Genomic DNA, 20,901 nt, shown 5'->3' on the forward strand with positions numbered 1-20,901 from the left:
CATTAGACGAAGCACAGCAGCGCACAGTTGATGCACTACAAACAAGTGCTGCAACAACGTTGGTGAAGACTCTTCAAATGGTGCAGCTACAAAAAGCGATTTCTGCTGTTGGCATGTTCTCGATGTTTGATGCCATCCTTCAGGATCAGCTGCAATGTAAAGACGGATTCAAAGAAGCCGGAAAAATCCTAGAGAACCAAGACGAGATCGAGCTTAAAGAAATTTTTTCCAATCTTCAACTTGCGGTTAATGTGCTAAAACATGGTAAGGGTCGAAGCTATGAAGAATTAGTCGAAAAAGCAGGAGCACTTCCATTCAGAGTCAAACTTCCAGATGAGTATTTTTTCAATGAAGGAGATGTCTCTGAAATATCAACGCTGGTGGAGGTCGATGATGCTTTCGTTGTGCTTTGCGCCGAGATTATTCATAAGGTTTCTGTTGCCGTCCGAATTAGCTCTTAACCCGGCGCTCAAGCCGACCCGTATTCTGCGGGTGGCTTACCTGGTTCGTTAGGCCTCTTTGCAAGGGAGAAAATGACACTCGTAGCAGCTTGGGTTCGACAACACAAAATGGGTGAAGAGTTATATGTAGCAAGTGACTCTCGACTCAACGGTGGCCGTACTTGGGACATTGGTACTAAGGTACTTGACCTCGGTCGGGGGGATGCAGTGATTGCATTTGCAGGAAACACAGCAAATGCATATCCACTGATGCTTCAATTGCAGACTGCGGTCAAGATGCACCCCAAAATCCGCAGCCGCGCTTACGATATAACTCACCTTAAAGGGCATGTTTTGCGCATCTTCAATGCCATGTGGAAGTCCATATCCGATCTGCCCAGAGGTCAGAAGGTGCCAGATCCTGCCGAAAGCAAATTCATTCTCGCCGGGTACTCATGGCAGTACAGCACATTCAAAATTTGGACGGTTTACTTTGACAATCCGACCAATGAATTTAAATTTCGCGAGGCTTCTACACATCGGAAGAAGGCTGGTGGCAACAAATACTTCGCATTCATCGGCGACGACGAAAATCTTGCCAACGAACGCGCTTGCGAAATCCTAAGAGTACGAGGTCGTGTGCGAGCGATCGGAATGGAAATGGAACCTTTCGAGGTTCTCCTTGAATTCATTCGAGACCCGCAAAAGCCGTACATTGGCGGATGTCCTCAAATATACAAAATATACACACATCTAAACACACTGCCATACAACATCTACTGGCCAGACCGTGCCTCGCGCACACTGGCATTCGGTGGTCGAACTTTGCTTCCATATGAGCGAAATGAGTTCTTGGCCATGGATCCCGAAACATTTGAAGTTGAAAAGCCAGAGTGGCCAGATGCTCAACAAGAAGCATAAGTACATATTCTCCTACGCTCCAGAGCGTAACTGGGCGGTAAAGCAGATGCCAACACTGGCCATGGCTTCGCCATTTTCATGGCCAGTTTTGGTGCCCTACGCCTTCGGCTCCGGCGCCGCTTACCTTGGGCGTTGAAAGTCTGCTTCTTGATCCCATCAGCGACAGCTCATGGCCGAAAGCTGCTCCACAACCGACGCCGTTTCGCGCCCACCCAGGCTCAAACACACCGCGCAAATCAACTGCCAAATCACCTTGTAGTGCTTACCCATAAAACGCCAACAGCTATTGATTCCATAGCTGACAGCGCATTCCGGTGCCTCCCACTGGCGACAACGCCAGGGCAGCCCCTCACGCTGCAGTTTGCTCCGACACCCCCGCCGCATCAAAGCTCGCCATCTCGCGCAGGATGGCGCAGGCCGATTGCAAGAGCGGCCAAGCCAGCGCTGCACCGGAGCCTTCGCCCAGGCGCAGGTCGAGTTGAAGCAGCGGCTCGGCCTGCATCTGCGCCAGCATGAGCTGGTGGCCGCGCTCGCCCGAGCGGTGGGCGAACACGCAGCGTTGCAGCACAGGGGGTTGCAGGCGGCTGGCGACGAGCACGGCGGCGCTGGTGATGAAGCCGTCCACCAGGATCACGCGGCGCTCCTGCGCGGCCTGCAGCACGGCGCCGACCATGGTGGCGACCTCGTAGCCGCCTAGCGCGGCCAGGGCATCGAGCGGCGCGGTGGCGGCGGCGTTGGCGTCCAGCGCCTGCTGCAGCACGGCGCGCTTGCGTGCTATGCCTGCGGCGCCCAGCCCGGTGCCCGCGCCGGTGCAATCCTGCAGCGAAAGGCCGCACAGGCGCGCCAACAGGAGCGAGGCCACCGAGGTGTTGGCGATGCCCATTTCGCCCAGCAGCAGCACGTTGCCGGGCAGCTCGCGCACCAGTTCGATGCCATGGTTCAGGGCCTGGGCGCACTGCGCGGCGCTCATGGCCGGGCCTTGGCTGGCGTCCTGCGTGCCGGGGGCCACCTTGCGCAGCAGCAGGCGCGGCTGGCCGGGGGCGGCTTCGCGCGGGGCGATGTCGCGCGCCACGCCGCAGTCCACCACGGTGAGCGCCAGGCCGTGCTGGCGCGCCAGCACGCTGACGGCGGCGCCGCCGGCGAGGAAGTTTTCCACCATCTGCCAGGTCACGTCGCTCGGGAAGGCCGAGACGCCGCGCGCGGCCAGGCCGTGGTCGCCCGCGAAGACGACCATCTGCGGCTGCTCCAGCCGGGGTGATGCCGTGCCCTGGATCTGGCCCAGGCGCAGCGCAAGCTGCTCCAGGCGGCCCAGCGAGCCCAGGGGTTTGGTCTTGTGGTCCAGTTGGTGCTGCAGGGCCTGGGTGAGCTGCGGATCGGCGATGTCGGCAATCAGGGGCAGGTGGGCATTCATGCGTGTTCAACTTTCAATGGGAGGTTTGGCGCGGCCCGCACACAGGGGTCGCGCATTGGCGGGCGGAGCGCGCTTGGCCGGCCTGGCCCGGTGCGGCAGGATCGGGCGAGGGCTTCACGCCCGCACTGGGCGGCAGCCTGGTTACACGAGGTCTTCCAGGGGCAGGCGCGGCAGCCAGCCAGCGGCTTCCAGCTCGGGCGTGGTGTGGAAGGGACTCAAGTGGTCCACGCCCCACCCTTCGACTGCCCGCGCACGTCGCGGCGTGAAAAGATGGCGTGGTCGATGGCGTCGCGCGCTTCTTGCGTGAAGGCGTGCGCGCTGGGCGTGGCTTGCGCCACTGCGCTGGTATTCATGGCAGTCCCCTGTGCGTGAATAGTGGCAGCGCTGCCCGGCCTTGCAGCGCCAAGAATGGCTCAGGCCGGTCTTCTGGCTTGGAGTCGTCTGCCTTGGCACACCTTCCCGGCTGGGCAGCCAGTGGTATTTGTGCGCGGCATCGTCCTTACAGCGTTGGGCACGCGGCGGACTTGCACCGCCTTCCCGATTCTCCCTTTGCCATCATGGCATTGGGCACCTGAGGGGCGGGATGATAGCAGCCGCCCACTGCGCAATGCTTACGCGATGAGCGCGTCCAGCACGCCCGGTGCGAAGTGCTGGGCCACGCCCTCTGCCAAGCCGTCGAACACCGTCTCCAGCGTCGGCGCCTGGGCGCCAAACAGGGCGTGCAGCACGGCGGCGTCCTCGAATAGACCGTGCAGGTACACGCCCAGCACATTGCCCTCCGGGTTCTGCCAGGCGATGCCCGGCATGACCTCGCGCGCCACGTCGCCCTTGGCGGCCATGGCGGGGTGCTGGGCGGTCTGGCCGTGGTGGATTTCGTAGCCGCAGGCAGCCACGCCCGAGAGCGGCGCCCAGGCACCCGCGAGCGACCCGAAGGCTGCGCTGGTGTGCCGCACGGTCTTGGCGGGCTCGAACACGGTGACCAGGGGCAGCAGGCCCAGGCCGGGGCCGTTGCCGTCGATGCCCTCGGGGTCGATCAGCGCCTCGCCCAGCATCTGCAGCCCGCCGCACACGCCCAGCACGGTGCCGCCCCGCCCCGCGTGCGCGGCGATGGACTGGTCCAGCCCCTGCGCGCGCAGCCAGGCCAGGTCGGCGGCAGTGGCCTTGGAGCCGGGCAGCACGATCCAGTCGCTGGGCCGCAGGCCCGCCACGTCGGCCGGGCTGCGCACCCACTGCAGGCGCAGGCCGGGCACGTTCTTGAGCGGCTGGAATTCGTCGAGGTTGCTGATGCGCGGATAGGCCACCACGGCCACCGTGGTGTGCACGGCGCCGGGGGTCAGCGTACGGTCGTCAAAAACACCGTCTTCCTCCGGCAGGCCGTGGTGCCACTGCATGGGGATGGTGGCCACGGTGGGCACGCCGGTGCGCTCCTGCAGGTGCTGCGGCGCGGGCGCGAGCAGGCTGGCGTCGCCCCGGAACTTGTTGAGCACGAAGCCGTGGATCAGCGCGCGCTCGTCCTCGGGCAGCAGGGCCCAGGTGCCGTAGAGGTGGGCGAAGGCGCCGCCCCGGTCGATGTCGGTGACCAGCAGGCAGCGCGCGCCGGCATGGCGCGCCACGCGCATGTTCACGATGTCGCTGGCGTGCAGGTTGGTCTCGGCGGGCGAGCCCGCGCCCTCGATCACCACCACGTCGTTCTCGGCGCGCAGGGCATCGAGCGCGGCGGCGATCTGCGGCCACACGAGCTGGCTGCGGCCGCGCCAGGGCAAGGCGGTCAGCTCGGCGCTCACCTGCCCCAGCAGCACCACCTGGCTGTGCGTGTCGGCCTCGGGCTTGAGCAAGAGCGGGTTCATGCGCACTTCAGGAACAGCGCGCGCGGCCAGGGCCTGGAAGTACTGCGCCGAGCCGATCTCACCCCACTGGCCGCCCTCGCCCTCAACCACGCGGGCGTTGTTGCTCATGTTCTGCGCCTTGAACGGCGCCACCTTCAGGCCCAGGTTGCTGTAGTAGCGGCACAGCGCGGTGGTAAGCCAGCTTTTGCCAGCGCCGCTGGTGGTGCCCAGCACCATGACGCATTGCGCCGCCCCCGGCCGGGTCTTGTGGATCGTGTGGTCTGCCATGGGCGCAACGATACCTGTTGCGCAGAGTCCGCCCGGCGGTGGGGCATTTGCGCGCCCCATGCGCGCAAGCCCGGGGGCGGCAACGCGCACCGGGCCCGGACTGTGAACGGGCTCTTATGATGCAGCGCCATGAACATTCTCCAGACGCTGCGCCGCTGGTCCGAGGAAGACCAGCGCGTGCAGGAAGCCGCCTACCGCCGCAATCTTCATGTGCTGGGCATCACCGCGTGGGGCATGGTGGCCCTGAACCTGCTGCACGTCGCCGTGTTCGCCCTGCTGGACTTCGGCGAGCCCGTGCGCGACGCCTGGGCCCGCCAGATCGCCCAGGCACATGGGGCCATGGCGCTGCTGATGCTGGCACTGGGCTGGTGGTCCCGCAGGCTGCAGGCCCGCACGTCGTCCCGCCCCTGGCAGCACGCACTGCCGGCGTTGACGGCCGTACTCGTTCTGGCATGGGCGGTGGCGCTGACGCTGCTGGACCAGGCGGTCAGCACCAGCATCAATGCCTTCGTCAACGCCGCCGTGGGCATCGCCATCGTGTTCCTGCTGCGCCCGCGGTCGGCACTGGCCATCCTGGTCGTGGCCTGGTGCGCGCTGGCCTGGACCTTGGGCTGGACCACCCAGGACCAGGCCCTGCTGACCACCAACCGCATGAATGCGGCATCGGCCTGCATCCTGGCGGCACTGGTCAGCAGCCTGCTGTGGCGGCGGTACGTCCAGACTGAACTGCTGCAGCGCGCCCTGGCCGACACCAACGAACAACTGGAGCGACAGCAGGTCGAGCTGCAGGCGCTTGCCACCCTGGACCCGCTCACCGGCCTGCTCAACCGCCGGGCCTTCGTGCGCGCAGCGGAGGCGGAACTGGCGCGCGCCCGCCGCCAGGGCAGCCCGCTGTCGCTGCTCATGCTCGATCTGGACCACTTCAAGTCCATCAACGACCACTTCGGCCATCCCAAGGGCGATGAAGTGCTGCGCGAGGTCGCCCGGCTGATGACGCACACCGTGCGCCACACCGACCGGATCGCCCGCTACGGCGGCGAAGAATTCGTCCTGCTGCTGCCCGACACCAGCGAAGCCGACGCGCTGCACCTGGCCGAGAAACTGCGGCAGGCGCTGGCGAACACACGCATCGCCCACCTGGCAACGCCGGTGACGGCCAGCATCGGCCTGGCATGCCTGCCCGCGCACAGCACCATGGACCTGGACACCCTGCTCCAGCATGTGGACTGCGCACTCTACGAGGCCAAGCACCAGGGGCGCAACCGCTGCGTGGCCGCGCCGATGCAGCCCCCCACGCCCTGACCGGCACCTGGGCATGCGGCCGGCCCGGGCGGCCCGCCGCGATGGCTCCGGCCCACCTCGCGTGCACAGGCGCGGGCCAGGCCGCGTCACCGTCATCAAGTTGCAACCAGCGCAACCCACAATTTGTATTCAATTGTGAGTTCCCGCAGGGGGCTGGCCTTCATGACCGTACGACAACGCATCATCTTTCTCATCGCACTCACCTTCGCGGCACTGGGCGGTGTCGGGGGGGTGGCCCTCTACCAGTCGCACCAGGGGGCGCGGGAGGTCAAGGCCGTCACCGAAGGCGTGGTGCCCAGCACCATCCAGTCCGTGGAGCTCATGGGGCAGCTCAAGGACATCCAGATCGCCACACTCGCCATGGTGGCAGCACCGGACAAGGAGGCGGCCCTGGGCCTGCATGGCGAACTCAGCGCCCGCAGGACGGGCCTGCAGCAAGCCCTCGATGCGCAGCAACGGCAGGCCGACAGCCAGGCGCAACGCGGCCTGATCGAAGAGGCGCGCCACAGCCTGGACAACTACTTCGCGGCCATAGACGACACCGTGCGCCTCAAGCTGGCCGGGCAGCAAGAGGCGGCCGAGGCGACCATGGCCGCCACCGTGGACCAGTACCTGCGCGAGCAAGGCCAGATGATCGACGCGGTGCAGGTGGAGAAGCGTCGGAGCAAGGACCAGGCCATCGAGGCGCTCAACCAGAACCTGCGCAACACCAGTGCGACGCTCGCCGCGGTCACCGTGGTGTCGGTGCTGGGCCTCGCGCTGATCGGCTACCTGCTCTACCGGCAGATCATCCAGCCGCTGGGCGACATGGAGCACAAGATGACCGCCATCGCCGCGAGCCAGGACTTCACGCACCGCGTGCCCGTCAAGCGCCAGGACGAGATCGGCCGCTCGATCGTGGCGTTCAACACCATGATCGAGAAGATCCAGCACAGCAGCGCACTCGTGCGGCAGAAAAGCGCCGACATCCAGGCGCTGCTGCACGCCATTCCGCAGGGCATTCTCACGCTGCAGGCGGGGGGCCGCATCCACCCGGAGTTCTCCGAGCACCTGGTGACGCTGCTCGGCACGCGCGACATCGCAGGGCGCCCCGTGGCGCAAGTGATCTTCGCGCACACCGACCTCGGGGCCGACGCCACGGCCCAGGCCCTGGCCGCCATCGATGCCTGCATGGGCGAAGAGGCCATGAACTTCGACTTCAATGCGCATCTGCTCCCGCGCGAAATCGGCCGCCCACAGCCCGACGGTACGCTGTGCATCTGGGAGCTGGGCTGGTCGCCCATCGCCAGCGAGGACGGCACGATAGCGCGGCTCATGCTCTGCATCCGCGATGTGACCGAATTGCGCCAGCTCGCGCGCGCCGCGCAGGCACAGCAGCAGGAGCTGGCGATCATCGGCGAGATCCTGGCGCTGGAGCGTTCCAAGTTCCACGCCTTCGCCGCCAGCGCCGGCGCCTTCATCGCGGCCAACCAGCAGTTGGTGCACACCGCCGACCAGGCGCCCGAGGAGCGCCCGGCGGCCATCGCTGCGCTGTTTCGCAACATGCACACCGTCAAGGGCAATGCGCGCACCTACGGCCTGCTCCAGCTCGCCGACGCGGCGCACGCGGCAGAGCAGCGCTATGACACGCTGCGGCACGACGCCAGCGCTTGGGACTCCGATGCCCTGCTCGCCGACCTGTCCGCCGTGCAGGCCATGCTCGACATCTACCAGAGCGTGGAGACCGTGAAGCTGCGCGACCGCAGCATAGCCGCGGACGAGGCTGGCGCCCCCAGCAGCGCACTGCCCCACCCGCAGGTGCAGGCCCTCGCCCGGCAACTGCACGAGGCCGCCGGCAGCGCGGACCTGCAGGCGCTCCAGGCCATCACGGCACACGCCGCGCGCACGCTGCAGCAGTGGGGCAGCCTGCGGCTGGCACAGGCGCTGGGCGGCACGATCGCCTCGCTGCCCGCACTCGCCGCGGAGCTGGCCAAGGAGCCCCCCGTGGTGCAGGTGAACGATGGCCACATCGCGGTACAGCGCGAGATCGCAGACATGCTGCGCGACGTGTTCACCCACCTGCTACGCAACGCCATGGACCACGGCATCGAGCCCGCCGCGGAGCGCCTGCGCGCCGGCAAGCCGGCCGCCGGGCGCATAGAGATCGACGCTGCCCTGCAAGGCCAGGCCCTGCAACTGCGCATGGCGGACGACGGCCGCGGTCTCGACCTCGGCCGCATCCAGGCACGGGCGATAGAGGCTGGCCTGCTCGCAGCGCACGAGCAGCCCAGCGAGGAAGCCCTGGCGCAGTTCATCTTCGCCCCCGGTTTTTCCACGGCCAGCGCCGTCACGGCAGTGTCGGGGCGCGGCGTCGGCATGGACGCGGTCAAGGCCTTCGTCACCGCCCACGGCGGCGACGTGGCGCTGCGGCTGCACACCGCCACGGCAAGCGCACACCGTGCGTTCGACATCCTGATCCACCTGCCCGCACGCTTTGCGCTGCATGCGCCAGGCTGAAGGGCCGCAGGAGCATCACCCCATGGACATGCTGATCTCGTTCACCAGCGGCGCCCTGGCATGCGCACTGGTATCCGGCTGGTGGCTGGTACGCCTGGCGCGGCGCCGTGCCCCGCAGGCCATCGTCATCGACCACGGCGCCGCCGACCATGACCGCGCGGCGCTGCTGCAGGCGCAGGTCGAGGACCTGCAGCAGCAATTGCGCCACACCCGGCTGGCGCTGGAGCAGACGCAGCAGCGCCTGCCCCAGGAGCTGCAGGCGCTGGAGTACAGCACCCAGGCCCGCACACGGGCGCTGGTCGACGGCGCCCTGACCCACACGAAGACCCTGTCCACCTCACTGGCGGAGCTGCAAGGCATCAGCAAGACCTTCGACCGCTGGCATGCCGACATGAGCCGCCTCGTCGCCCACAACAAGGACATGCACGTAAAGAACGACGAGTTCGCGCGCATCGTCTCGCAGATGATCATCGTGGCCCTCAACGCCTCCATCGAGGCGGCCCGCGCAGGCGCGGCCGGCCAGGGCTTCGCCGTGGTCGCCAACGAAATGCGCTCGCTCTCCGTGCGCGCCGAAGCGCTGTCCAAGCACTACCGGGACAACCTCTACCAAAACGACCTGATCGCCACCACCGTCTTCCAGGACATGCAGGCCGGCGGCAAGATGGTCATCAACGCCGCCATCGGCCTGGAACTGACGAACCAGAAGGTCCGGGCGGCCCTCTGCGCATGAGCCCGCCCCCCGCAATCACGCCCCGCACCCGGGACAGCCTGGACCGCATGATGGTGCTCGGCCTGCGCCATGGCGTCGCAGGCGGCGCGGCCGATGCCACCATCGCCGCCAGTGACCCTCCGGGCCGCAGCGGCTGCACGCACATGGTCGTGCTCTCCATCGCGTCCTACACCTTTCGCATCATCACCGCCCTGCACTTCGGCGCCTGCGCGTCCCTGAAGGCCCACATGGCCAGGCTAAGCCAGCGGCCCCTGCAGGCGATGAGCGATCAGGACTTCCGCGACGCCATTTGCGAAAGCGGCAACATGTGCTGCGGTGCCATCAACCGCGAACTGGGCACGGTCTACAACGGCCTGGGGCTGTCCACCCCCCAGATCCTGGACATCCGCAGCCTGCCGCACCTGCAGGGGCTCGGGGCACAACACCTGCGGCATTTCCGCATCGACCTGGCCCCGGACCTGCGCCTGTATGCCTCGTTGTGCGTACGCGCCTACGAGACCATGGATTTCGACTGGCACGCCGCACAGCAGCCCGAGAGCGCCGGGGAACTGGAGTTCTTCTGACGTTCCGGTCCACGCGCCACCGCCCCTTGCCTTCTGCAAGCCCGCCATCCCACCAGGAGACGCCACCATGGCCAACGTACTCATCGTCGATGACTCCAGCACCGTTCGCAACGAACTCAACGATTTCCTCTCCCGGAACGGTTTCCGGGTCGCCCTCGCCGTGGACGGCCAGGACGGCCTGAGCAAGCTGCGCCAGGATCCAGGCATCCGCCTGGTGGTCTGCGATGTCAACATGCCCCACATGGACGGGCTCACCATGGCCGAGAAAGTCCGCAGCGAGTTGCGCAACACCGCCGTGAACATCGTCATGCTGACGACGGAAAACTCGCCCACGATGAAGGAGCGCGGCAAGGCCGCCGGCATCCGCGGCTGGATCGTCAAGCCGTTCAACGGCCCGGCGGTCCTGAACTCGTTCAAATCCCTGGCGGGCGCGTAATGCAGGCCGTCCAACCCACGGCCCAGTACCACGCCCGCCCGCCGCGTTGGCAGAAATTTGTGCCGATTCCCAATCCGTATGTCCAAGCACCCACATCCTGTGGCTATAATGGCGGGCTTCGGAGAGGTGGATGAGCGGTTTAAGTCGCACGCCTGGAAAGCGTGTGTGGGTTAATAGCCCACCGCGGGTTCGAATCCCGCCCTCTCCGCCAAGATAAAATAAGTCCTTGATTTGCAAGGACTTTCATGAAAATCAACAGGTTACAGCAGCCTAGTCGTACGGAAACGTCATACGGCGAGGTAAAAATGAACCTGTTTGTCCCCCCAGGCGGCAAGACGAAGAATTGGTATGTTCGCGTCTATGTGCCCGCCGACCTTCTTGAGTTCTACCAAGAGGCGGAATTCAAAAAATCAACTCGGACCACTGACCGCGTACTTGCTGAAGCTCGCGCAGCTGCGTTCGTGCTTGAAAAGAGCCGCGAGTTTCTCTCCAAGCGGGACTTGCTGAAGGGGTTCACAAGCGGCCATCCCCAAACCGTCGTGCTCGACGCCTCCCTCATTCAGAAAATCGCGCACATTCGTCTTGCAAGCCTCGTGCGCTTCGACGACGAAGAACGGAGCTCGATGGATGAGCCCGAGCAGTGGGATGAGCATGACGAGCTCATCAAGCTCAGCCTAGACGACCTGAAGAAGCTCATTGCCCGCCGCAAATCGGCCCCCGGTTACGAGCGCTTCGTGAAAACGGTCATCGAATTCGCGCAAGTGATGGGCTACGACATCGACAAACAGGACCCCATGCTGGCGGAATTCATCGACGCCATGGTCAGGGTTGAGAAGCGCGCCTACGAACTGATGGAGCGGCGCAGTCAAGGCGAATTGGCAGACCTGGCTGAAGGTGAGTCCGGCCCCTGGCTTGGCGAACTGCTGCAAGGCTGGGAAAAAGAACACGCGCCAGCGGACCCAAAGACACGCAGCAGCTACACCAGCCGTATCAAGAACTTCATCGAATTTACCGACGATAAGCTCGTGGTAGCCGTGGAGAAGAAGGACGTGTGGGACTGGTTGAACAAGCTCCTGCGCGTGGACAAGCTCGCTGAAAAGACCATCACAGATGGCTACCTGCCAGCTCTGCGCTCCCTATTCGACTATGCCGTTCTGTCGGGTAAATTTGGCATCAAGCAGAGTCCGGCCATGGGCATTCAGGCGCCCAAGCTGGACAAAGTAGAGGCTGCTGCACGGAAGAAACCACGCGCAACCTTCAATTACATCTACATCAACCACATCTTTGCATCCGTCTGGTATAGCGGTCTCACCCAGCCCGTAGGCAAACTGAGGACCGAAACCGTCCTTGCAGGCAACGCCCGATATTGGGTACCGCTCATCGCCTGCTGCCAGGGGCTTCGCGCCGAGGAAGTATGTCAACTCACATTGGTCGATGTTGGTATGCAATCCGGTGTTTTTTCGATTCACATCACCGTCGAGTCCGGCCGTGTGAAAAACGAAGACAGCCAACGTTGGGTGCCTGTTCACAAAGTTCTGCTGGACCTCGGTTTCGCAGAGTATGTCGAGTCCCAGCGCAAAAAGCAGCAAGTGCCTGAAGCGGCGGACATGTTTGTGGAGCTTGGCCCTGGCAGCCGGTATGTTCGTCCCAAGAAGGCTGGCGCCCTCTTCCCCGAACTTCACACCAAATTCGAACGGAAGTCCAACACCCTCTTGCAGCGCTTCAACGACTTCCTGCGCGAAGACCTGGCGTTCGAGAATGGCTACACTTTTCACAGCTTCAGGCACTACTGGGAGGACTCGGTTCGAAAAACCGTGGCTTCCAATTCACTAAGTGGCCACCCCTGGCCGAAGGGCATGGTCGAAAGAATCAGCGGCCGCTCGCAGGCTCACCTCGAAAAAGTCGAAGGTTCATCGGCCGCTTACGGCGGCGAATTGCCCCCGAGTCTGATGAAGCCCTACTTAGACCAAATATCCTTTGCCAAGGTGGTCTGGCCCAAACCGTGGGCTGACTTTCAGCGCACCTAGCTTCTGGCAGTGTTAGGAACCACATCCCTGCCACTAATTTGCCACTAACGTCCAGCAAGTCGGTGGTCACCTCTATCTGACCTTTTGGGTTCGGCTTATGACGCATGATTTGGCCGCCATCCAATACATCGCCATTCGTGAGATGCTGACACGGCCATGACCGGTGTGCTGAGCGCTCGCAGCACTGCGCTCGCGGGTCCTCAAGAGCATGCCCTCAGCCGCAGTCCGTAAGGCTTTTGCCTCTGCGGTTGCGGACATGCGCGTAGGCCGCTGACTGGCAACGTTGGATGACGCCGTGATTCGCTTCGCAGCGTTCACTGTCGCCCGTTGTCGGTACTGCTGAACATTTCCGCTCCTGCGACACGCTTGGGCATGACCCGCACAGTGATTTCAAGCGGTCATGAACACTGGCTGTTCATTTTTGTAATACGATGTGTCCAGCGGTTTCCATTTGTGTGACTGCTCGTGTCGTTCTTTCAAAACCTGACCTTCAAACACACCAGCGATGTGAACTCGTTGGGGTGCCCTTGCTCGGTGGGCAACTGCTGGGCCGGTGTTTCCTTGTTAGTGCTTCGTGCCGCCTTCACGGGCGGCCGACCCGCGGCTGGGTCTGCCTCACTCCGAGGCTTCCAACCCCATTAACCAGGCATGTCGTGCATGACGGCAGGCCACGAAAGAAGGAATCTCAAATGTCAAACATCATTCTGAACACCGAAGGCACCCCCCTGAACCTGACCGCCGAGGGCCCCGCAGGGGGTTTCCAGGCACTGGGGATGGCCGGCAAGAAATTTGCCGTGTTCTCGCTGCTGAACAAGCAGGTGCTTTTGCTGAGCACTTCGGAGCTCAAAGAAATGCCCCTCAAAGCCATGTTCGGCGCGAAGTGGTGCGAACAGCACTACACCGAGTTTCACGAAAAGAAAGAAGAGTTTGTGTTCAACCACAAACGCATGGCCAGCGACATCCTCTCCGCCTGTCAGGCGGCCGGCTCTTACACGGGCTCGACAGAGCGCCGTGCAGGGGTCTGGAAAATGGCAGACGGCAGCCTTGTGGTCAATGGCCATGAGCTGTGGAAGGCGGACGGTACTGTGATGGAGCACGGCATCATCAATGGCCGGGTATACCCAGTCAGCGGTGATGTGGGCTTTGGTCCACAAACCCCGCCCGCCCAAGAGGATGAAGTGGCTCAGGTGTTGGCCAGCTTCAAAGCGCTGCACTGGGTAAACCCTTTAAGCGGCGAGTTGTTGCTGGGCTTTTTTGGCACTGCGATAACGGCGGCGGCCCTGCGCCGTCGCCCGCATGTGTTGATGACCGGCCCTCGTGGCTGTGGCAAGTCCTCCGTGCTTGAACAAGTGCGGTGGCTACTCGGCGACCTTGCGTTCGCGTGTACTGGCCGGCAAACCTTTGCAGGCCTGTTTCAGAGCGTGGGTGGAACCGCCAAAACAGTCATGTGCGATGAGTTCGAAGCCGACCCCAACAGCAAGTCATGCAAGGACATCCTCGAGGTGGCCCGCATGTCGTACAGCTTGGGTGAAGGTGACGAGGGCATCGTGCGCGGCTCCAACACGGGCAACTCGGTCAGCTATCGGTTTTTTTCGCCATTCATCGCTGCGGGCATCAGCCCCGGCAAGATGGAGCCGGCGGATGTGAGCCGCTGGTTGGTGCTGGAGTCGAGTGGGAAACCCAACGGCGCCCGCATGACCGAGGAGCAAGCCCGCGAGTTGGGGCCTAAGCTGGCCCGTCTTTTCATCAATCGCTGGAGTGTGTTCCAGGCATCCGAGGAAATGGTGCGCCAGCGCATCATGAACGTCGGGGGTGACGACCGTCTGGCTGACACCATCGGCACCTTGTTGGCCAGTTACTGGGCATTTGTGTCTGCCACTCCGGCAACGGAGCAGGATGCCGATGCAATGATTGGCAAGTTCAGGTTGATTTCCCAGCGGGAGTCGTCCTTCAATGCGGTGGAGCCGCGGCCTGCGTCTGCAGAGCCACCATAGCCTTGAAGGCTGGCAGCCCGGCTGGTGTGGTGAGCCACCAAGACGGCTGCACCGGTATCGTGCGCAATCTGCTTGAAGACCGACATCAGCGCGGACATCGGGGAGGATTGGTTTTCGTCTGCCAGGTGCAGCTGACGCAGGGGGTCCGCAATCAACAGTCGAACACCTTCACACAAGCGCCCCAGAGCCAGGGCTGTCTCGGACGGTTGCAAATCGTCTGTGAGCAAATTCACCCGCTTTGCTCCAGCAAGGGGAAACATCAACAGGTTGGCCCGCAGCAGGTCACGAAATTCAAGCCAGCTCATGCCTTCGGGCAGGACTTCACGCTGCTTGAGTGAATGCACGATGTGGTGCACCCGCTGCCACAGCACAACCAGGGGCTCCTCTGCAGCCAACAAAACAACTTTTTGGGGGGCGGTGGTCAGGGCGTCACAGGACTTGGGGCCAAAGAGGTGGTCGCGCTGGAGAAGCCCAGTTGCCGACAGGATGGCTATTTCGAGCTCAAGCATCGTCTTGCCCATGCCACCAGGGCCGATGAGCTTGCCCACAATGCCTGCGGGCAAGTCAGGCAGAACATAGTCCAGTTCAGGGGGCGGGTTTGCCAGTATGTACTCGATGTCGACCGGGAGACCAAAGAAGCTGGAAAACGAATCAGACATGACGTACTCCCTGCTCTGCATGACGAGCCAGCCAGGCGTCCACATCGCTGGCACGCCAGCGAAGCAAACGGGTGCCCGGCAACTGCAGCCTGGGCGGCACCGCATCGGGATTGCGGCGAATGTCTTTGCGGATGGTCTCAGGGCTGCGCTCCAGAATGGCCGCGAGCTCGTCGAGGGTGAGAAGTTGGAGGTTTTGCACAGGTGCTTTCGCGTCGGAAAGTGAGAGCACGACTGCGACCGACAACGCCCTTTCGTGCCCGTCATCGGTCGGTAGTGACCATGACGGGACATATAGAGCGAACGGTTTATACGGAGGGAAAAAAAAGAAAGGGCGAGCACAAAGGCTCGCCCGGAATGGTGAATTGGAGTGTCCTCAGGCGACGACGTGGGCCGCCAAATCGTTGCTCTCTGCCATCAGCAGCCTGTGGAGCTTGGCCTCCATCGCTTGCCCTTCATGCCCATCGTGGACGATGGCAGCACGCTGCAGCCAGTGCACGATGTCAGGCAGCTGCCGGGCACCGAAGATGTCCACGCCGGTGATGTCCGCGTACATCATGACCATGGCTCGCTTGGCTGGGACTGGCAGCTTGTGCGCATTGCGCGGCAGGGAGGGCCGAACATTCGGGTCGGACAGCATGCGCTGGAACGCGCGCTCGACCACCATGTCCTCATCCACGGCCGGCCAGGCGAAGTCGCTCAGTGAGATGCTCCCCGATACGAGCTTGACCACGACCGTGGGGACGCCGAGGTAGTTCGCGCAGGAGCGAGCAAATTCATTGCTGATGTGGGAGACCTTGCGGATGCCGTTGCGCAGCTGGTTGATGTAGCCGTAGGTCACCCCCAGAGCAGAGGCCATCTCGTTCAACAACTGACCGCGCAACTGGGCTTCGTCCATCAGCCAGCCCAACAGGGGGCCGCCAGCATCCCTGCGGGCCTTGGTACTGTCGATGGGAGCCAAGACCACCCTTGGACAACCGTTGCGTCGCGTGGTGGTGTTCAGCCGCACCAGTCGCATCCACCTGCGCGTACTGGCCACACTGGACGGTCTGGTCAAGGACAGCGCGGCGGTGGGACTGATGGAAGGCCGGCGTCAGCTCAAGCTGGTCGAGACCGGCTGCTACGAGGTGCATCAGAGCGTGGAGGTCAAGCTGCGCGATGGTCGCAGCCAGCTGCAGGACCGGCTCGCTGGCTACGTCATCGTGCAGGAGCTCCCCAATTGGCTCCCCCGGGTCAGGCTCGACGGTCGTGGTGATTGGTCCATGCGCGGGTGGTTTGATGACAACTACCTGCCCTACCGCAGACCAGCGGCCATGGCGCCGTGGCCGCGACCGAAGTCGCCTTTGTTGCAGCCGCACCGCGGGCACAACTGAAAAAACACACTGCCATGTGCGGCGCTGTCGCCCGGTGCCTATACGTCATGCGGAATCAACCGCATCAAGGACATTCATGCACACGATACACAGCAACATTCTGGACATCCAAAAGACCGGCTACGGCGCGCAATACACCGTGGGGCGGCTCATGTCACCCGACGAAGTTGACGAGGCCTCCGAAGGCTATGACCACCAGACCCGCCAACGCGTCAGAGGTCACTGGTTTCTTTGCGGCGATTGCAGCCAAGAAATGTTTGACGGTATTGCACGGCATGGTGAGGCAGCGCTTCGCTACTCGCTGGGGGTTTCCCAGCGCGGAGACGACATCAAGTTCCTGGTCGTCAACCATCAGCTGGGGAACGCTCAGCACCGCTTCTTGGTGCCGATGTGGGACCCCAGGGTGCCCAACCTGGTGGAAGCCTTGAGCCAAGGACAGACTTCCATCTCATTGGCGCGCAAGGGCGATACGCAGGCCGTGGTCTTGTCCCTCACCGCGGATGCTCCGTATGCCCTGGAGCTGCGAAAGCACCTGGACATGTTTATGCCCGACCCTCAGCGCTTGCAAGCGCTATTGCGAGCGATGCCGGAATGGATGGAGACAGCGGCCGAACCTGAGCAGTTTCCCAACCTGATAGAGGGTCTGGCCATCACCGACGTCAGTGTCTCCATCGTGTTCGACGCCATGCTTCCCAACCTCAGCCAATTGTTGGCAAAAAAACTTGGGGCCAATGGGGCCACCCTGCACTGAAAAACGCCAGCCAGTTGCTACACGTCTGTGAGAAGCATCGAAATCGTTCGCTGCGCTCACAGAATAAGGACACAAGCTATGATGGTCTACGGTAATTTGGCTACTCAACCACTGAAAAAAATCTCAAAATCGACTAATAAGGCTTACTTCGAATTTCGCATTGCGGAGTCGCAGCGCGGACAGGACTCCCAGCCCACCTGGTACACCTGCCGCGTGATGAAAGAGACCATGCCGGAGCTCACCAAAGGCGACTTTGTCAAAGTGACCGGCAAGCTGAAAGCAGATTTCTACCTGTCACGCGAGGGCAAACCCACGGGTACGCTGCTCATCATTGCTTTCGAGGCGGCCAAGATAGCAAAGCCGCAGACTCTTTCTGTCGCCGAAGAAGGGTAACGGCGGTAACGGGGTAACAAAGGTGCTACGACCTCCCCCATGACGCAAGGTAACAACCAGCATCAATGATTTCAGCCCCCACAGCCATGCTCAAGGCGTTGACTTAAAGTGCTGACGTCTGCCAACTCGGCACCTGATTCGCCCTCTGAGCCTTTCCGGTTCAGAGGGCTTTTTCCTACCGAAAATTTCTCCAGTACCTGAGAAGCTTGGCGGTTCGACGGCCTGCGCCCCGACCTCAGGCTTCCTGCGCGGACTCGGGGGCCGACGCGGCACGAAACTCGTCGTCGTGCGACACGCGGACTACGCCGAGCTTGAGTCCGAGCACACCAAAGACCCGGTTCATTGTCTGGACCGTTCCCTCGCTTTTCTCGCGCTCAATGTCTTGCAGCGTGCGAAACGATATTCCGGCCAACTGAGCCAGTTCTGCAGTGGTGAGATGCATCGTCTTCTTCAGATGGCGCACGGCCTGTGCCAGGCTCCATTGCGGATTCGCCAGCACATCGTTGATGGCCTTCTTGCGCAGTTCCAGCTGCTGAGGCAGGGTCAAGATTTCGTATCGCTTGTCCATGTCGGCGTCCAGTTCAGTTCAGCGCGGTCAATCGCTGGGCTTGCGCCTCGATTACGAGCCTGAGGTGAGCGTGCACCGCCGGTTCCAGGCCGAAGTCAGTGCCGTGCGCTGCAATCTTTTTCAGAGGCTCAGCCATCGAGCGCAAGCCTTCAACCAATGCCGGTCGGCACACCTCGCGCAACGCTTTTTTCTGCGCGGACGGCATCCGCTTCTCATCTCTCAGGGTCTGCGCCATCTCACACACCGTGTCGATGACCCTGTTCCAGTCCGGAGCGCCGCTGTCATTGCCCTCCCATCGGATGCGACGGGCGATTCCATCAGGGTGGAGGTACATCGGCGCAAAGTCGTAGAGAGGTGTCAGGCGGATACCGCCACTGAAGTCGCGCTGGACTGCGGTGTTTCGTGCGTGGTTGTCTTTATTCCCCAGAGCCAGGTTGGCCACATCCCGCTTGATGTACTCAAGCACTTCTGCAAGGGGGTGGGTGCATTGCCGCAGCAGCTGCCGGCACACTTCGTCGTGGCTGGGCACCGCATCGAAGCCAGGGTTGCCCGTCAACGTCGCGATACTCTCTTGCCCCAGGCGCAGAACACCCCCGCCCGTCACTTGGCGGTCGAACCGGGGAATGAAAAGCGCTCGCTTGAGCAGTACGAGGTCTGCATGCACGCGAAGCCCCAGCATTCGAGCCAACGCCATATAAGGGGCTTCATGCCGCAGGATGGACGCAAGAGCCTCGTTGCTGCCTCGTCCGAACTTGACGATGTAGTGCTCCCGCGCCCGCGCATCAGGAAGCGTGTGGTCCAGGTACAGCAGCCCATCCTCTGCTCTCGTGAGCAAAATCTTGGGCCACTCGCCCTGTACCCCAGAAGAGCCCGCCACGAACAGGCCGTGCGAAGCCAGGTACTCAGCGAAGTTGTCTCCCCGTTCGGCCACCTCATCGTCCGTGAAGCCCCGTAGCGGACCAGCATTCGCGGCTAGCCAGCTCGCGGCCTCCTTCACGCGCAGGTTTCCTACCGAGTTGCCCGCACCCGCGAGCAGCAGCCGCCAGTCCACGCTTTCCCCTGCCGTTGCAGATAGCCCCAGTCTGCGCAGAAGCTCTTCTCGCCCAAAGCCCTGCGGCAACATATCGATAAGGAAAACGGGCCAGTGCGGATGCTCGAACGCTTGGAGTCCCACTGGGAAGCGACAGGCAAAGGCATGAGCGTCTCGCGCTCCGCCGTGCTCGATGGCCCACTCCACCGAGTAGCCGGTATACGTCTTGCTGCGCCAGCCTTGTGCTTCAGGGCCCAGCAGGCTTACGCTGCCCACGTCGCACCAAGCGCCGTTGGCGAACAGTTGGAGGGTGCAGCTCGCATTCATTTGCACAGAATTTTATCACTATTAAAGCCGAAAGGCTTTCTATATGTGATAGATAACTGTGCAAGTAATCCAGAGTACTGTTGTGGCTTACAACCTACTTCATCAACAACTTAGGCCACCGCCTGGGCCTTCCGGGAAGGCCTTTTTTCTATTGCAGTTGGATTGACCTCTGAGGTTCACTAGGCGCGGTAAACTACCCGGAGCGCCTTCTCGGTCATACGAGAAGTCATACGACGAAGAAGCTGCGTAGTTTTGTAAGTCGTTGATTTTATTGAAAATTCTCTTCGGACTGGACGAATCCCGCCCTCTCCGCCAAACATGAACCCAAGTATATGATTTACTTGGGTTTTTTATTTCCGCAATCCAAGCCCGCACAACTGAGCGCGAGAATATGGAAGCTAGTGAGCTGCCCATCACTCGCCTGGATTTGGACGCGCACGTCGCATGCGTGTTCTTACGGAAAGTCGCTGCTGACAGCTCCAGACCGGCGCATTGCATGTGACGCATGCGTGGAGGACTGAGCTGCGCTACCTTCGCAGCGCTAACAGCAGCGCAGCGTCACCATCTTCCTGTACCAGCGCCAGTGTCATGCCGGAAACTGTGCCATCCATCGCCGGTCGCGGGCTGGCGATGCCCGCGAACTTCCGCGCTAGGTCTTGGCAGGTCTCTATGAGCGTAGTATCGAATAACGTGGCATGGCTGTTCTCTTGCAGCATGCCGCTGTAGGTACAGCCCGTGGTGCTGGAGCCGGAAAGGCGGCCGCTAGCGTCCACACTCCAGTGCAATACGACTGCACCTTCGCCCAACGTTGCGGACCAGGAGCCTCCAATATCCGCAAGGCGTGGCGGCTGATCGAGCGGGTCCACACGTGTAAATGCCAATGTACCTGCCTCAAATGTCATTGAGGCGCTGCCGGTGGTCAGCGCGGCGGTGCCCTGCCAGGCCACCGTCGAGGGCATCTGGCCTTCGCCGAGAACATGGCGCCAGCCCCTGAGTTCCACTTCATGGGCACCTGTCGCCTGCATTTGCAACCGCAGCAGGGCTTGGCCATCCGCTGTGATCGCCCAAACGGCAGCCGTGCCATCGGTCGCGGAAGGTAGCACCAGCAGCGTGTGCGCCGAGGTAGCGCCTGCGGGCGCGGTCCAGCGGCCCTGCAGGCTGGAGGTTTTCAGTGGCGCAGGCGGAGCTTCTTCTGCAGGCGCATCACGCTCTATGGCAGAGCCTCCGCCGCAACCCCACAGACTCCATCCCAACAAAACGGCGACAACCCAGCGAGCGCTGTGGAGGCGGGGAACATCAATGGGCATCGGGTATTGGTGCATGAAAATTGTTCGGACAAGCGGCGGGAGTCGGAGCGGGATCAGACGTT

Annotated in this window: 20 protein-coding genes, 1 tRNA gene and 1 riboswitch; of the genes, 12 read left to right on the forward strand and 9 right to left on the reverse strand. The window is 62.5% G+C overall.

Features of this window, described 5'->3' with window-relative positions:
• Both CGR01S_RS16865 and CGR01S_RS16760 read left to right on the forward strand, forming a co-directional pair.
• On the forward strand, positions 1 to 461 hold a 461-nt coding region (locus tag CGR01S_RS16865), incomplete at its 5' end, for a hypothetical protein (protein WP_084690712.1).
• 72 nt (positions 462 to 533) lie between these two features.
• Positions 534 to 1,361, forward strand: coding sequence for a hypothetical protein (locus tag CGR01S_RS16760; RefSeq protein ID WP_156967580.1), 828 nt, complete (start codon positions 534 to 536; stop codon positions 1,359 to 1,361).
• A gap of 349 nt (positions 1,362 to 1,710) precedes the next feature.
• Here CGR01S_RS16760 and cobT read toward each other — a convergent pair whose 3' ends face one another.
• The 3 genes from cobT to CGR01S_RS13645 form a co-directional block, all read right to left on the reverse strand.
• Positions 1,711 to 2,772, reverse strand: a complete 1,062-nt coding sequence (gene cobT / locus CGR01S_RS13640; RefSeq protein ID WP_042428279.1) for a nicotinate-nucleotide--dimethylbenzimidazole phosphoribosyltransferase — start codon at positions 2,770 to 2,772, stop codon at positions 1,711 to 1,713.
• Between the two features lie 215 nt (positions 2,773 to 2,987).
• Positions 2,988 to 3,125: a hypothetical protein gene (locus CGR01S_RS16765; RefSeq protein WP_245616811.1), complete on the reverse strand. Its 138-nt coding sequence runs from the start codon at positions 3,123 to 3,125 to the stop codon at positions 2,988 to 2,990.
• A gap of 46 nt (positions 3,126 to 3,171) precedes the next feature.
• A riboswitch (cobalamin riboswitch) is annotated at positions 3,172 to 3,362 on the reverse strand.
• A gap of 21 nt (positions 3,363 to 3,383) precedes the next feature.
• Entirely contained in the window at positions 3,384 to 4,835 is a 1,452-nt protein-coding gene (locus CGR01S_RS13645) for a cobyric acid synthase (RefSeq protein ID WP_156967586.1), read from the reverse strand.
• Between the two features lie 180 nt (positions 4,836 to 5,015).
• Here CGR01S_RS13645 and CGR01S_RS16215 point away from each other — a divergent pair, with 180 nt between their 5' ends.
• The 7 genes from CGR01S_RS16215 to CGR01S_RS13680 all read left to right on the forward strand — a co-directional run bounded on the left by CGR01S_RS16215 (position 5,016) and on the right by CGR01S_RS13680 (position 12,440).
• Positions 5,016 to 6,188, forward strand: a complete 1,173-nt coding sequence (locus CGR01S_RS16215; RefSeq protein ID WP_052382566.1) for a GGDEF domain-containing protein — start codon at positions 5,016 to 5,018, stop codon at positions 6,186 to 6,188.
• Positions 6,189 to 6,350: 162 nt separating this feature from the next.
• The gene (locus tag CGR01S_RS13655) at positions 6,351 to 8,684 is read left to right on the forward strand and encodes an ATP-binding protein (RefSeq protein WP_042428285.1); all 2,334 of its coding nucleotides are present in this window, start codon (positions 6,351 to 6,353) and stop codon (positions 8,682 to 8,684) included.
• A gap of 22 nt (positions 8,685 to 8,706) precedes the next feature.
• Positions 8,707 to 9,414, forward strand: coding sequence for a methyl-accepting chemotaxis protein (locus CGR01S_RS13660; protein WP_042428558.1), 708 nt, complete (start codon positions 8,707 to 8,709; stop codon positions 9,412 to 9,414).
• Entirely contained in the window at positions 9,411 to 9,977 is a 567-nt protein-coding gene (locus tag CGR01S_RS13665) for a hypothetical protein (RefSeq protein WP_042428288.1), read from the forward strand. Before CGR01S_RS13660 ends, CGR01S_RS13665 begins: the two co-directional genes overlap by 4 nt.
• Before the next feature lie 67 nt (positions 9,978 to 10,044).
• Positions 10,045 to 10,413, forward strand: coding sequence for a response regulator (locus tag CGR01S_RS13670; protein ID WP_042428291.1), 369 nt, complete (start codon positions 10,045 to 10,047; stop codon positions 10,411 to 10,413).
• Between the two features lie 120 nt (positions 10,414 to 10,533).
• Positions 10,534 to 10,624 (forward strand) — tRNA-Ser (locus tag CGR01S_RS13675).
• 34 nt (positions 10,625 to 10,658) lie between these two features.
• A complete protein-coding gene (locus CGR01S_RS13680; protein ID WP_156967581.1) occupies positions 10,659 to 12,440 on the forward strand; it encodes a DUF6538 domain-containing protein in 1,782 nt (593 codons plus the stop codon).
• 1,855 nt (positions 12,441 to 14,295) lie between these two features.
• Here the strand turns inward: CGR01S_RS13680 and CGR01S_RS16525 are convergent.
• The 3 genes from CGR01S_RS16525 to CGR01S_RS16220 form a co-directional block, all read right to left on the reverse strand.
• Positions 14,296 to 15,093: an AAA family ATPase gene (locus CGR01S_RS16525; protein ID WP_169742459.1), complete on the reverse strand. Its 798-nt coding sequence runs from the start codon at positions 15,091 to 15,093 to the stop codon at positions 14,296 to 14,298.
• Positions 15,086 to 15,337, reverse strand: coding sequence for a helix-turn-helix transcriptional regulator (locus CGR01S_RS16530; RefSeq protein ID WP_245616812.1), 252 nt, complete (start codon positions 15,335 to 15,337; stop codon positions 15,086 to 15,088). Before CGR01S_RS16530 ends, CGR01S_RS16525 begins: the two co-directional genes overlap by 8 nt.
• A 129-nt stretch (positions 15,338 to 15,466) precedes the next feature.
• Positions 15,467 to 16,051 (reverse strand): helix-turn-helix domain-containing protein, encoded by a 585-nt coding sequence (locus CGR01S_RS16220; RefSeq protein WP_217997538.1) that lies wholly within the window; start codon positions 16,049 to 16,051, stop codon positions 15,467 to 15,469.
• Here CGR01S_RS16220 and CGR01S_RS13705 point away from each other — a divergent pair.
• The 3 genes from CGR01S_RS13705 (at position 16,041) to CGR01S_RS13715 (ending at position 17,607) form a co-directional block, all read left to right on the forward strand.
• Positions 16,041 to 16,463 carry a hypothetical protein gene (locus tag CGR01S_RS13705; protein WP_174435708.1) on the forward strand — a complete coding sequence of 141 codons (423 nt, stop codon included), beginning with the start codon at positions 16,041 to 16,043 and terminating at the stop codon, positions 16,461 to 16,463. The genes CGR01S_RS16220 and CGR01S_RS13705 overlap by 11 nt on opposite strands.
• Positions 16,464 to 16,539: 76 nt before the next feature.
• A complete protein-coding gene (locus CGR01S_RS13710) occupies positions 16,540 to 17,214 on the forward strand; it encodes a hypothetical protein (protein WP_042428303.1) in 675 nt (224 codons plus the stop codon).
• Positions 17,215 to 17,292: 78 nt separating this feature from the next.
• Positions 17,293 to 17,607, forward strand: a complete 315-nt coding sequence (locus CGR01S_RS13715; protein ID WP_042428306.1) for a single-stranded DNA-binding protein — start codon at positions 17,293 to 17,295, stop codon at positions 17,605 to 17,607.
• A gap of 235 nt (positions 17,608 to 17,842) precedes the next feature.
• Here the strand turns inward: CGR01S_RS13715 and CGR01S_RS13720 are convergent, their stop codons facing one another.
• From CGR01S_RS13720 to CGR01S_RS16770, 3 genes are all read right to left on the reverse strand, one after another.
• Positions 17,843 to 18,175, reverse strand: coding sequence for a helix-turn-helix domain-containing protein (locus CGR01S_RS13720; protein WP_042428309.1), 333 nt, complete (start codon positions 18,173 to 18,175; stop codon positions 17,843 to 17,845).
• 13 nt (positions 18,176 to 18,188) lie between these two features.
• Positions 18,189 to 19,532 carry a type II toxin-antitoxin system HipA family toxin gene (locus CGR01S_RS13725; RefSeq protein WP_042428312.1) on the reverse strand — a complete coding sequence of 448 codons (1,344 nt, stop codon included), beginning with the start codon at positions 19,530 to 19,532 and terminating at the stop codon, positions 18,189 to 18,191.
• 527 nt (positions 19,533 to 20,059) lie between these two features.
• Positions 20,060 to 20,854 (reverse strand): hypothetical protein, encoded by a 795-nt coding sequence (locus CGR01S_RS16770; protein WP_156967583.1) that lies wholly within the window; start codon positions 20,852 to 20,854, stop codon positions 20,060 to 20,062.
• Between the last annotated feature and the right edge of the window lie 47 nt (positions 20,855 to 20,901).

This window comes from Comamonas granuli NBRC 101663 (assembly GCF_000739995.1).
In the GTDB taxonomy this organism is placed as follows: Bacteria; Pseudomonadota; Gammaproteobacteria; order Burkholderiales; family Burkholderiaceae_C; genus Simplicispira; species Simplicispira granuli.